The organism is Oceanospirillum multiglobuliferum, assembly GCF_900167095.1.
GTDB classification, from domain to species: Bacteria; Pseudomonadota; Gammaproteobacteria; order Pseudomonadales; family Halomonadaceae; genus Oceanospirillum; species Oceanospirillum multiglobuliferum.
On the sequence record NZ_FUXG01000031.1, the window covers coordinates 14,601 to 28,080 of the forward strand.

Annotated in this window: 11 protein-coding genes; 8 read left to right on the forward strand and 3 right to left on the reverse strand. The window is 45.3% G+C overall.

Going from position 1 to position 13,480, the window contains the following annotated elements:
• Positions 1-140 precede the first annotated feature (140 nt).
• Positions 141-647, forward strand: a complete 507-nt coding sequence (locus tag B5D26_RS15085) for an RNA pyrophosphohydrolase (protein ID WP_078746547.1) — start codon at positions 141-143, stop codon at positions 645-647.
• 35 nt (positions 648-682) lie between these two features.
• A complete protein-coding gene (gene ptsP, locus B5D26_RS15090; protein WP_078746548.1) occupies positions 683-2,956 on the forward strand; it encodes a phosphoenolpyruvate--protein phosphotransferase in 2,274 nt (757 codons plus the stop codon).
• Here ptsP and B5D26_RS15095 read toward each other — a convergent pair.
• A complete protein-coding gene (locus tag B5D26_RS15095; protein ID WP_078746549.1) occupies positions 2,935-4,689 on the reverse strand; it encodes a L,D-transpeptidase family protein in 1,755 nt (584 codons plus the stop codon). The genes ptsP and B5D26_RS15095 overlap by 22 nt on opposite strands.
• 56 nt (positions 4,690-4,745) lie before the next feature.
• Entirely contained in the window at positions 4,746-5,543 is a 798-nt protein-coding gene (locus B5D26_RS15100) for an NRDE family protein (RefSeq protein ID WP_078746550.1), read from the reverse strand.
• Between the two features lie 150 nt (positions 5,544-5,693).
• Here B5D26_RS15100 and B5D26_RS15105 point away from each other — a divergent pair, with 150 nt between their 5' ends.
• The 6 genes from B5D26_RS15105 to B5D26_RS15130 all read left to right on the forward strand — a co-directional run bounded on the left by B5D26_RS15105 (position 5,694) and on the right by B5D26_RS15130 (position 12,350).
• A complete protein-coding gene (locus tag B5D26_RS15105; RefSeq protein ID WP_078746551.1) occupies positions 5,694-8,150 on the forward strand; it encodes a response regulator in 2,457 nt (818 codons plus the stop codon).
• Positions 8,151-8,343: 193 nt separating this feature from the next.
• A complete protein-coding gene (locus tag B5D26_RS15110; RefSeq protein ID WP_078746559.1) occupies positions 8,344-9,129 on the forward strand; it encodes a sulfite exporter TauE/SafE family protein in 786 nt (261 codons plus the stop codon).
• 60 nt (positions 9,130-9,189) lie between these two features.
• Positions 9,190-9,987, forward strand: coding sequence for a prolipoprotein diacylglyceryl transferase (lgt, locus tag B5D26_RS15115; protein ID WP_078746552.1), 798 nt, complete (start codon positions 9,190-9,192; stop codon positions 9,985-9,987).
• Positions 9,988-10,090: 103 nt separating this feature from the next.
• A complete protein-coding gene (locus tag B5D26_RS15120; RefSeq protein ID WP_078746553.1) occupies positions 10,091-10,885 on the forward strand; it encodes a thymidylate synthase in 795 nt (264 codons plus the stop codon).
• 45 nt (positions 10,886-10,930) lie between these two features.
• On the forward strand, positions 10,931-11,455 hold the full coding sequence (locus tag B5D26_RS15125; RefSeq protein ID WP_078746554.1) for a dihydrofolate reductase: 525 nt from the start codon (positions 10,931-10,933) through the stop codon (positions 11,453-11,455).
• A gap of 97 nt (positions 11,456-11,552) precedes the next feature.
• Positions 11,553-12,350 carry a ProQ/FINO family protein gene (locus B5D26_RS15130; RefSeq protein WP_159445685.1) on the forward strand — a complete coding sequence of 266 codons (798 nt, stop codon included), beginning with the start codon at positions 11,553-11,555 and terminating at the stop codon, positions 12,348-12,350.
• Between the two features lie 68 nt (positions 12,351-12,418).
• Here the strand turns inward: B5D26_RS15130 and B5D26_RS15135 are convergent, their stop codons facing one another.
• On the reverse strand, positions 12,419-13,138 hold the full coding sequence (locus B5D26_RS15135; protein WP_078746556.1) for a CBS domain-containing protein: 720 nt from the start codon (positions 13,136-13,138) through the stop codon (positions 12,419-12,421).
• Between the last annotated feature and the right edge of the window lie 342 nt (positions 13,139-13,480).

Sequence of the window (13,480 nt, forward strand, 5' to 3'; positions counted from 1 at the left end):
AGCCCACTTTTAAGATTTGTAGGCCTAAAAGTAGCAATTATCTCAGAGCAAAATAACAAGTAAAGCAAGGCTGTACTTTAATTGATGAACTCAGGTGCTTTGTGAAACAATAGCCGCAATATAAATATAAGGTGATTGGCGTGATAGATGCTGATGGTTACCGACCGAACGTTGGTATTATCCTGACAAATCAATACGGGCAATTACTGTGGGCGAGACGTTTAGGGCAAGATGCTTGGCAATTTCCACAAGGTGGAATCAAAGAGCATGAAACACCTGAGCAGGCTTTATTTCGAGAGCTGAAAGAAGAAATTGGCTTAGAGCCTGACGACGTGGACATCTTGGGTTGTACAAGAGGCTGGCTACGCTACCGTCTGCCAAAAAAGATGATTCGTCGCCACAGTAAACCGATTTGTGTAGGGCAAAAACAGAAATGGTTTTTACTCAGGTTGCGCTGTGCAGAAAACAGTATTAGCGTTGACCAATCACCATCGCCTGAGTTTGATCAATGGCGGTGGGTGAGTTATTGGTATCCCTTAGGACAAGTGGTGTCTTTTAAGCGGGAAGTTTATCGGCGTGCGCTCAAAGAGTTATCGCACCGATATAATCGCAGTCAATTTGCATTACAGCAGCCTTCGTCAGACTAAGCCTTAGTCTCAGACGTTGCTAGAAAGGAGTTAATATGCTCAAGACCTTGCAGCGCATTGTTCAGGAAGTGAACTCGGCCAGAAACCTGGATGAGACGCTTTCTATTATTGTGCGTAAGGTGAAGCGAGCAATGAAAACCGATGTTTGTTCGGTGTATCTGTTTGATAACAACTCTCAACGTTATATTTTAATGGACAGCGTTGGGCTTAAAAAAGAGTCGATTAAACAGGTTTCTCTCAGTGCTGGGCAAGGATTAGTAGGTTACGTGGGGCTGCGTGAAGAGCCTGTTAACCTAGATGATGCCACCCAACATCCCAATTACGTTTACTTTGCCGAAACAGGCGAGGAGCGTTTTCATAGCTTTCTGGGCGTGCCTATTATTCATCAGCGGCGTATTTTGGGCGTTATTGTTGTTCAGGAGCAGGCCAAGCGAAGGTTTGATGAGGGCGAAGAGGCATTCCTCATTACTATCTCTGCACAATTGGCAGGCTTGTTAGCACACTCTTTAGCGACAGGTAGTTCAAACCGAAGTGACCCCCGTTTAAGCCAAATTCATGGTAGTTGTTTTAGAGGGGTCGCGGGTACTTCAGGGATTGCCATTGGTACTGCGGTTGTTGTCTTGCCAGTGGCAAATCTTGAGTCAGTCCCTGATCGCCCAGCTGAGGATATTGAACAAGAGATCACGCAGTTTAACGAAGCATTGGCTGCCGTGCGCTACGATATTCATGAAGTGAATCGGCGCTTGGCACAGCGCTTGAGTGAAGAAGAGAGAGCGCTCTTTGATGCTTACCAAGGTATGCTGGACGACAGTGCGCTAGGCCATGAGGTCAATAATAAAATTCGTGAAGGTAACTGGGCGCAAGGTGCACTATGTCAAGTGGTCACCCGTCATGCTCGATTTTTTGAATTATCAGAAGATGACTATTTAAAAGAGCGCGCCAGTGATATTCGTGATTTAGGGCGCAGAGTTTTAGGGTACTTACAAAAGGCAGAGCAGCAGTACATTGAGTATCCAAGTCAAGCTATCTTGGTTAGTCAAGAAGTGACGCCTGCGATGTTAGGTGAGATCCCTAAAGAGAAGTTGGTAGGCTTGGTTTCAGTACAAGGCTCCAGCAACTCGCATGTCGCAATTTTGGCTCGGGCAATGGGTATTCCTGCTGTTATGGGAACTATTGATTTGCCTGTTGCTGTGCTGGATGGTCAGCAACTGATAGTCGATAGTTATCAAGGAGTGGTATTTAATTCGCCCAGCGATGAGTTACTGATTCAATATGGTCAGTTAATTCAAGCAGAAGAGAAGCTACTTAAGGGGCTGGAACACATTGCAGGCTTGCCTTGTGAAACCTTGGATGGACATAAAATCCCTCTGCTGGTGAACACGGGGCTAGCGCAGGACATTACACACTCGTTAAATCACGGTGCAGAAGGTGTAGGGCTATTCCGCACAGAAGTACCTTTTATGATCAGCGAGCGTTTCCCTTCTGAAAGCGAGCAGCAAAAGGTCTATCGTGCACAGCTGGAAGCTTTTTATCCACAGCCTGTGGTGATGCGGACATTGGATATTGGGGGGGATAAAGCACTGCCCTACTTCCCTATCAATGAGGCAAACCCTTTTCTAGGATGGCGCGGTATACGGGTGACTTTAGACCATCCAGAAGTTTTTCTGGTTCAAGTTCGTGCAATGCTGAGAGCCAGTGAAGATTTAGATAATCTGCAAATCATGCTGCCGATGGTGTCAAATGTGCCTGAGGTGACTGAAACTATTAGCCTGATTGAGCGTGCGTGGCATGAGCTATGCCAAGAGGGACTGAATATTCAGCGCCCCGATATTGGTGTGATGATTGAAGTGCCTGGTGCTATCTATCAAGTAGCACAAATTGCCAAGTATGTAGACTTTCTGTCGGTGGGTAGCAATGATTTAACCCAGTATTTGCTGGCGGTTGACCGTAACAACCCGCGTGTGGCCTCTTTGTATAGCAGCTTTCATCCTGCAGTTTTGGCGGCTTTGAACGCCATTGCTGAAGCGGCCAAACAAACTGATTGTCGGCTTGGGCTATGCGGTGAGTTAGCGGGTGATCCTAGGGGGGCAATTCTGTTGATGGCGATGGGTTATAACTCATTGTCCATGAACGCCGTTAACCTACCTCGGGTGAAGTCAGCGATTCGAAGTTTGCATCGTCGTGATGCGGTACAGTTGTTGGATTCAGTGCTTAATTTGGAAACAGCAGAACAGGTGTTAGAGCAAATCAGCCTGACGATGGAAGATTTAGGGCTGAAGCAGTTGCTTCAGCCATCGCTTCTAGACTGAATAGGCTTGGCTGCCAGTAAGGTATCTTCAGGCTGAGGATTTGGCAGCTGGTCTTTGTGATAAATATCGTCACGCCATTGCAGCTGCCCAGATTTGTCGGCCCAAACTGTCCAATACATCAGATAAACGGGTAGTGCTGGTGTCATCCGAATATAGCGTTCTTCTTTAGAGCGCAGCACTTCTTGCACCTTCTCCTCATCCCAGCCATAAGGTTTGGCCGCTAAAAGTTTGTCTACCAATGGCAAGGCATCTTCTAAGCGAACACAGCCGTTACTGAGTGCGCGGTCTCGGCGTTCGAATAGGTGCTTACCTGGTGTATCGTGCATGTAAATCGCTTTTTTATTCGATAGTCTGAATTTTACGTAGCCTAGCTGGTTGTGTTGTCCTGGTAACTGTACAAAGCGATAAGGAAAGGCTTCAGGACTGCTATAAGCGTTGAAGTCAATCTGCTCGGTAGGTACCTCTTGAGCGGGTTCATTCCAACCTTCTACAACCATAATTTCACGGTCTTGTAGATAGCTAGGATTTTTTTGAGCCTTAGGGAAAATGCTTTTATAGCCGATAGATTTAGGAATGTTCCAGCGAGGACTTAAAATAACCGAGGTTAACGTCTGCGTCATAATGGGGGTGCGTGCATCTGGCGTACCTATAATGACTCGCATACTCATGCTTGATTGCTCATATTCAATAAGATCAAGTGAGTAATTTGCCATATTAATCATCATATAGCGCTCACCCAACTGTTCAGGCAAGTGATATAGGCGTCGGAAGTTATGCGCCAACTGCCGGATTCTGTAGTCGGGCGATAGATTTAAAACTCTGCGTGTACGAGGGCCTATAATGCCATCAACCAACTGACCATGTTGTGCTTGTATTTTTTTGACAGCGCTGACCAGTTGATCATCATAGCGGTCTTGCAGTTCTGGCTGATAGTCTTGTGCCAATAGTTGTAGGCGTTGTAATTGGGATATCAGAGGTGGAATCCAGTCTGGACGAATCATCCCAGGTAACATTTTTTCGCCGTATGGTAATGCTGGCCAAGCCCCCTCTTTTTTTCGTTGCAGCCAAAAATCGATCGCGGCTAATAGAGGCTCTTTTTGTTCACTTGTGGGGTAAAGCTGTTTGATTCCACGAGTCAGTAGGCTATTACGCTGTTCTTCAGGTAGTGCGGCTGCAAGTCGAAGCTGCTCAAGAGTGATCTCTTGCCAAGGCTTTTTCTGCTCGATAATGGGCTCCGCTGCTGGTATGCCATAACGGTATTCTTGGTGATCATTATCTTGGTCTGCCTGAATAAAAAGGCCACTTTGAATATCGTGTTGTAGCCGAGCGAACATGTCGCTGTACAGTAGATCTGTTGCTAATAAGTAACGAGGTAAGGCCAGTGTTAAAGGTTGGGCTTGTAGTGCTAGGAACTTCCGATAAGGTGCTGTTAGAGGGTGTTGTTCAGAGAGTAATGTAAATGGCTTAACTAAGTTGATTAAAGCCAATGCAGCGGCGGATGGCTGACCTGATGCGTCTATCCAAATGTATTTGAAATCATTATCCAAATAGACTGGTGCGATGACTTCTGGGTGCGCCGATATAAAGTCTTCAAAACGACTCTGTAAGGTGACATTGACCCAGTGACTTTCATTACCCCAGCTAAATGAACTGAGCAATAAGCTAAAGAAGAGCAACAGCCATGGTTGGCGATAACGCACAAAACGTGAACGATAAAAAGGCTGCTTGCTCAAAATAGAATCCTTTTGTCTTTCTTGAACATCATCATAGGATGACGGTGTAAAATCTATTATGACGTACAGAATATATTTTTAATCTGTTTTTTACTCAGCGCGGCATAACTTTGTTCAATCAAGGTTTGTATACCATCCTGTGATTTGATCAAGACCGTGCTGGCACGGGTACCATATTCGGTAGAACTGGCAATCATTCTAGGCGCTAAAAAGCGCTCTTTTTCGAGGCCAATACCAGTATCTGGCAGTAAACTATCATCGGCCTGTATTTGATTTTCTAAAATTTCAAACAATGCTTGTGACAGTTGTAAGTCATTTTGAACCTTTGATACCTGCTGTTGCAGTTCAGCTATGCCCGTAGTTACCTTGGGCCAAGGGCTGTTAAGTCTATGGTTGCTTAAACCATAGACACCAGGTTCTAAACACATTTTACTTTGATAATAAGGATTGCCCGTTTCTGCACCAAAGCGATTGCTGGCGTAGGCCATCTGCTTGCCATCACTCAGTAGTAAGTTGAATCCACCAATATTCTGAGCTTCTATTTCAAGGCTTGATAGGAACTGTTCTATAGGTGTTTCGCTAGATAAGAAGCGGCGGCACAGTTCTCCACGGCTTATAGGGTAGCGTTGTCCCATCTCAGAGGCCTGTCTGTAGTTTGTTACCGCAGCAAATCGACCAGATGGTGTAATGCCCAGCCACGTACCGCCCTCTTGCAAGTCTTGTCCAGCAATAACGGGTAGATCCTGCCATTGAGCAAGTGTTGCGGTTGGGCGTTGATAAAACTCATCACGATTAGCCGCTAGAATGAGAGGGCGCTCAAGATCAACTTGCCACGCAAATAGGATTAAACACATGGCTAACACCTTATTTTGCAGGTTAAAAAATATACAGAACGTGTATTATACCGAGTTGGTAAGTTAAAACAGTCTACAGATGTTGCTGAATAACCATAGTGCGGCATTATTTATATTTATCGTACTGTACTGGCCATAACAGGGAGGCTTATGACAACGCCGGAATCACCATCTCCATTGATCTCTTTAAAGCAGTGGCTCTCTCGTACCTATATTTGGGGTGGCGCGCTGTCGTTGTCAATTGTTGCTGCATTGTTGTTGCTTATTCTGTTGGGAACTTATTATCTACTGGCTCAGAATCATGATCGCATGGCGCGAAAAGAGCATGAGCAACAGATGATACAAGCTCTGCAAGCACGTACAAACTGGGTTTCTGCTCAGCTGGAGTCTGTACAAGGCAATTTACAACTGTATCGTAAACAAGCAGAGCGAGTTTTTTCAGAGCAACGATCAGCAATCGCAGCTAAGAGGCCTTTAGATCGCTCTCAGGATAATCTGTTCAGTTTAAGCCCACAAAATGTACTGTATAAAAGCGGCAGTGATGGTATTGCGGTTTACTACTCCTCTTTAGCTTCTGATCTTAATAAGCGCAGTACCTATGCTGCGCAACTGTTACCACTGGAAGCCATCATGGTGGACTTGCAGCAAAGTAATGCTCTGGTGCAACAGATCTATTTGAATACGCCGGATGGTTTAAATTTGATCTATCCTTTTGTGGATGTGGTGCAGCAGTTTGCACCAGATATGGATCTTACCTCCTTTAGTTTTTACTACCTTGCCGATGCCAGTCATAACCCTCTGCGGAAAAATGTTTGGACCGATGCTTATTTGGATCCCGCAGGACAAGGCTGGATTATTTCCCATATTGGCCCAGTCTATAACGGTGATCGTTTAGAGGGCGTTGTAGGTGTTGACCTTACTATTAAAGGAATGATTAACACTATATTCGCATCGCCCCAGCAGTGGCCCGGTTACGGTGCTCTGATTGGTAAGAATGGCAATATTTTAGCTTTGCCTCCGGAGGGTGAGGAGGATTTTGGTTTACAGGAGTTAACGGAGCACCAGTATAGTTTTCAGCAGGTGGATACGAATCAGTTTAAGCCCTCGCAGTTTAATCTCTATAAACGTAAAGATTTAACTGATCTTTCAAGACTTATCGCTCACCAGCAAGCAGGGTTAGCGCAAGTGAAACTGAAAGAGCCCAGTGTAGTGGCGTGGAATACAGTACCTGCTACAGGATGGAAGCTGTTGGCAATAGCCCCTGAGCATGAGTTGTATGTACATGTGACTGCTTTTGAAGCACAGCTCTTTGATATGGCGCTGTTGGCAGCAGTATTAATGATGATGGTATTGTTGATTTATGTGTCTTGGCAATACACGAGAAATAGTCGACTGAGCCGTCAGTTTCAAGCACCTCTAGATTACTTTCAAGATGTTATTAAACAACAGGGACAAGGTTTATTAGACCGCCCCCTCAGCTCAAACGTGCTTGAAATCCAGCAAACAGCAGAATTGATTCATAATTTAGCGCAACAAAAACAAGCGCTTGAACAGCAAGTTCAAAATCAACAAAAAGAACAAGAAAGCCAGAATAAATATTTCCGTAATTTGCTGAATAGTATCCCCATGCCTGTTTTTGATACTGATGTTGAGTTCCGCTTACAGGGCTGCAACAGAGCTTTTGAAGCTTTTCTCGGTATGACAGAGGCTGAACTTAAAGGGCATTTGATTACAGAGTTTATTCCACTCACACCTCCTGAGGATGGAACCTATCAGCATGAGCTTGTCTTGAGTAATGCATCTGGACAGAGCCGGCATATTAATGTGCTGGTTACTCGACAGTTAGAGTTGAGTAAAGATCGTAAGAGTGAGCTTGCCATGATTGGTTTAATGATCGACCTGTCTGATCAATATCAAGTACGTGATCAGATTGTGTTTGATCGTGACAGAGCGATGGAAGCCTCGCAGTTGCAATCTGAGTACCTACAAGCCATACGTCATGAGCTAGAAGAGCCCTTAGGAACGCTTCACCAGCTGGTATTGCAATTACTAAATAACCCCAGTAATACCAGTGCGCTAGTGCGCCAGGTGAAAGAGAAAACGGATATCCTAATCAGCATTGCCAAGGATCATTGGCCAGAATCTTCAGACAACTATATGACTGACCAGCCTGTGGCAATCAGTCAAAATCTTCAGGATGAAAAGAGTTCCTCTGTAGGCCGCATATTGGTCGTTGATGACGGCCCCGTTAATACAATGCTTGCCCGCTCAGTACTACAAAAAGTAGGTTACGAAGTTGATGTGGCGTTCAGTGGTAAAGAAGCATTGAGTATGATGCGTAATAAACGTTATCACGTTGTATTAATGGATATCTTTATGCCAGCAATGGATGGTATTGAAACAACCCAGCTTTGGCGGGCTCAAGAGCGTCAACAAAATATACGGCCAGCAGTTATCATAGCGTTAACCGCAAATGTACTCGAAAGTGAGCGTCAGCGCTTCTTCGATGCAGGTATGGATGAATATCTAGCTAAGCCTTATCACCCATCTGAGCTGCGTGACCGAGTAGATTTTTGGTATCGAAAGCAGCTTAGTCAAACAAACTGATATTGATTTTTGCTAGCGCAACGACATTGCACAGCTTGAGTCTCCAATAGAGCTTGTTTGTGAAGTTAGCAAAGAGGGTATAATCGCCCTCTTTTTTATTCTGAACTTTTCACCCAGTAAAACTAAGATCGCTTATCGGCAGTGGATGTTGATTGAATCATAGCGACACAATCATAGAGAGATATAGGCCATGATGACCCTATTGTTATATCTGGCGCTAGGCGCGGCGGCGGGAACTTTGGCCGGTTTGTTTGGCATTGGCGGAGGCTTAATCATTGTCCCTACTTTGATTTTAACCTTCAGTGCACAGGGTATAGCCACTGAAGTGTTGACCCATTTGGCGGTAGGAACCTCCTTGGCGACGATTGTGGTCACCTCCATCAGCTCAATCAAAGCGCATCATGCCAAAGGGGCGGTACGTTGGGATTGGTTCGCCCCCATTGCAATCGGCATCGTGATTGGCAGTGCGCTAGGGGTTAAAACTGCTGCAATGATGAGTGGCCCGCTGCTGCAAAAAGCGATTGGTATTTTTGCTATCCTGATTGCGATTCAGATGGGCTTAGGTTTAAAACCCAAAGCGGCTCGCACGATTCCGGCAAAACCGGGTCTGATTGGTGCTGGTGGCGTGATTGGCTGGGCTTCAGCCATCTTTGGTATTGGCGGTGGTTCTCTCACCGTGCCATTTCTAAGCTGGTGTAATGCTCAGATGCAGGCGGCAGTGGCCACCTCTGCGGCAGTGGGGCTACCTATTGCCATTGTAGGAGCGTTGGTCAACATTCAAGAGGGTTGGAATCATCCTCTGTTGCCAGAATGGGCAACAGGTTATGTGTATTGGCCAGCATTTATTGGCATTGTGTCGATGAGTGTTATTTTTGCCAAATTTGGCGCTAAGTTAGCGCATAGCTTACCAAGCGAAACCCTAAAGAAAATTTTTGCGGTACTGCTGTTGGTAGTGGGTGCACGCTTTTTGCTCAGTTAAACGGTATCAACAAGGCCGATCAACTGAATCGACAAAGAAAAGAAGTGAGATAAAGTCTTCATGTTGCAATATCCCGAAATTGATCCAATTGCACTGGCGTTAGGGCCGATCAAAATTCATTGGTACGGTGTGATGTATCTGATTGGCTTCGCTGGTGCTTGGTGGTTAGGTAAGCGTCGGGCGGCTCGTTTGGGCTGGAGTGATGAGCAGGTCAGTGACCTAATCTTCTATGGCGCGATGGGCGTAGTTTTAGGTGGCCGATTTGGTTACGTATTTTTCTATAACTTTGATCGCTTTCTTGCAGAACCGCTGTGGCTATTTAAGGTTTGGGAAGGGGGAATGTCCTTTCATGGTGGCTTGTTGGGTGTGATTTTGGCGATGTTCTTTTTTGCCAAAAAAGTAAATGCCTCCATATTTACCGTAACAGACTTTATAGCCCCTATGGTGCCGATTGGCTTAGGTGCGGGTCGATTGGGTAATTTTATTGGCGGAGAGCTTTGGGGGCGTCCTACCGATCTACCTTGGGGCATGGTATTCCCTCATGTGGATCAATTGGCGCGGCACCCCTCTCAGCTTTATCAGTTTGCATTGGAGGGCGTGGCGCTCTTTGTAATCTTGAACTGGCTGGATCAGAGGCGCCCTGCTCGATTTGTGGTGTCCGGTGTGTTTTTACTCTGTTACGGCAGTTTCCGCTTTTTAATGGAGTTTGCTCGCCAGCCAGATGCACATTTAGGTTTTATTGCATTTGATTGGCTCACGATGGGGCAACTATTGTCGCTGCCGATGTTATTACTTGGTTTGACCCTAGTGATTTGGGGGCAGAGGCAGCAGATTACAGATGGGAAGCCTTCTGCTTGAGTCTGGCGGATGCGTAATATTTTTTTACACCTAATACTGATACCAATGTCTTATACTTGTCCTCCAAAGACAGTGGGTCTGATTTGAGAGTTAAAGAGTTTCTATGCAGCAGTATTTAGATCTTATGCGCCATGTGCGTGACAATGGCGTACAAAAAGGTGATCGAACAGGTACAGGTACCTTGAGCGTATTTGGCTATCAGATGCGTTTCAACCTGCAAGAAGGTTTTCCGATGGTCACCACTAAGAAACTGCATTTGCGCTCAATCATTCATGAGCTGCTGTGGTTTTTAAAAGGCGACACCAATATCAAATACCTACAAGACAATGGGGTTCGTATTTGGGATGAGTGGGCGGATGAAAATGGAGATCTTGGCCCAGTTTATGGCTATCAATGGCGCTCATGGCCTACGCCAGACGGCCAGCATATCGACCAGATCAGCGACCTGATTGAGCAGATCAAGAAAACACCCGACTCTCGTCGATTAATGGTGTCTGCTTGGAATCCGGCTCTAGTGAATCAGATGGCGTTACCGCCTTGCCACTCACTGTTTCAGTTTTATGTGGCGGATGGCAAGCTTTCTTGTCAGTTGTATCAGCGTAGTGCAGATATCTTCTTGGGCGTTCCCTTTAATATTGCCAGCTATGCGCTGCTGACACACATGATCGCACAGGTCTGCGGTTTAGAGGTGGGTGATTTTGTGCATACTTTTGGCGATGCCCACTTATACTTAAACCATCTTGAGCAGGCTGAATTGCAATTGTCCCGTGAGCCTTTGCCTCTGCCTCAGCTTAAGCTGAATCCTGAGGTGACAAACCTATTTGACTTCACCTTTGATGATATTGAAATTTTAGGTTATCAATCGCACGAACACATTAAAGCACCTGTAGCGGTTTAGTTTAGGCGACTAGGTTAGTTTGATTTTATTTGGAATGAATGACGCATGTTAGAACTGGATACCCCTGTAGCATTAATTTGGGCGATGGCTGAAAACCGTGTGATCGGTAAGGAAAACAAGCTACCTTGGTATCTACCCAAAGACTTAGCATTTTTTAAACAGTGTACTTGGGGCAAGCCTGTGGTGATGGGGCGGAAAACCCATGAATCTATTGGTCGCCCTCTTCCTGGCCGTACTAATATTGTAGTGACACGTGATACAAATTATCAGGCTAAAGGTTGTAAGGTTGTTCACTCTCTTGAAGAGGCACTGACCGTAGCCGATCAAGGTTGTCTGATCGATGGCGCAGAAGAAATTATTGTCATGGGCGGTGCAGAAATCTATGCTCAGGCTTTACCTTTTGCTAAAAAACTTTATATCACTAAAGTGCATGCTGTCATTGAAGGGGATGCCTACTTCCCTGACTTTGACCTATCCAACTGGACAGAAAGCTCGCAACAGCATTGTCCCGCTGAAGGTACGGGTGAATACAGTTACAGCTTTCATATTTATCAACCTACTGATGTGTGAAATTTGTCAGCGCTGGCTCACAGTTTTGCCAAACCGTCAGACCGCTTTGAAAGGGTTTGAAATGAATCGGTATGATGATTAAGGATCAGGAATGCTTATGGGTAGTCCATATTCCCCCAGTGCTTTGGATCAACTGTTTGATCAAATTAGCACCCGTGCAGAAAGTAGTGTTCAGACTTTAATTGACCAACGTAAACTGTTGGATAAGCTTCGCACCGATAAGGCGCTGCTGTTGCAGCAACAGGCTTCGGTGATGGCAAGCTTGCGTCAGTTAGAAGAGCAGAATGCTGCGTTAGAAAGCCGCTACCAGCAGCAGCTTGAGCAAAATAGCCTTCTAGACATGCAAAATAAACAATTGGCAGATGAAAATAGAGTACTGAACACACACCTTGAGGCTTTGGCTGAAAAGTTAAATGTATTTGCTGATACACCAGTGGTTACAATCTCTGACCAATTAATACCTACGGCAGTAGAGCTGGGCGATCAGCCAGAGTTAGGTGTAGAAGTGGTCGATAAGTTTTCAGCTAAAGAGATTCTTGTACAATGGTCAGAGCGATATCCTAATGCTTTTTCAAAGATGACTGTGCAACCGCTAAAAATTGGTATCCATGAAGACTTATCCGAAAAAGAGATATTACCTGATCATTGGATTCGTCGAGCGCTGGCCAGTTATGTGCGTCAGCCGCGCTACTTGCGTACGATTAAGTCTGGTGCTGTGAGGCTGGATTTAACGGGTAGTAATGCAGGCTTTGTAACGGCTGAAGAAGCACAGCATGCGAAAGCTCAGTTGGAAGAAATTCGTAAGCAACGCCAACAAAAAGAGCAGCAGCTAAAGGAAAAGCAAGAGGCGAAACGTTTGCAATCCAAACTTGCTCTGCTGATAGGAAAACACTGATATATATGAGCATCAAGCGTCATTGCTTTGTTTGATGCTCAGGTTAGCAGGCCTTGTGAAAAAGCCTGCTAATACCAAATTTCTAAGTGTTGGCTTACAACAGCCTGAATCAAGTCGGTACGCGTAATAATTCCTTTCAGCTCATCTTGCTCTGTTACTACAGGCAGTGCCGATAGCTGTTGTTCAAGCATTACACTGGCCAGCTCCATTAACTCAGCTTCTGGGTTTACAGTGATTAGCTTTCGAGAGACTAAGTTGCTCAACATGACTTCATCAGGGCTATGCTCACTTAGATCAATGTGACTGACCCCCGAAGTTGCTTTCAAAATATCTTTATCTGTCACCATACCCATTAATGCACCGCGTTTATTCACCAATATTAGGTGACTAATTTTATGTTGGCGCATTAGCTGCCAGCCATGCTGTAAGCTTTGGTCAAAACCTATGGAAAACACAGGTGTCGACATAATCAACTGAGCCGTCACCTTAGTTATTTTAGGACTATTGGCTTTTACGGTTGAGCGATAAGCCGAGAGCGCTTTTTGGGCTTGGTCACTACTTGGCTTTTTTTCAGAATCAGAGGACTTGTCTGTAGCTTGTTGAACCATTTTTGAGAACTGAATAAAAGGCTGTTCTGCCAAGCGCTCTAAGTGGCTGCTATCGCTATCGGTATCGGTTGCTCTACGAGTACGGTGGCTCTTCTGTAGAGCAGACACACCCTGCTGCCCTAACAGTGTTTGTCGGGGCGTTTGAATACGCATGCCTTGTTCGTATACTGCAAAAACCATAACGAGTCTCCACTTAAACCTTTGCTACTCAAAGTGCATCATATCAGTGACGCATGAGTAGTTATCGGCCAGTTATACAATAGATTAATGGTTATTGCCTTTGACTGGCATTTATTCAAAAAGATCCTTCATCTAGAAATGCAAATGTGATGAAGCAACAAAATAGCGCAATCATCGTCAAAACAGCGGGTACAGGGTAAATTAGCGCAAGTACGCTGCCGCCAATCCAAAGATCTTTTATTTTTTTCTTTTTAGCAAAACTCCGCGTAAACCCTCGCCCAATCGGGCGGGGATACAAGCGGGAACCGCGCAGCGGTTCTAATCAGGTGTCGCCTGACTTTG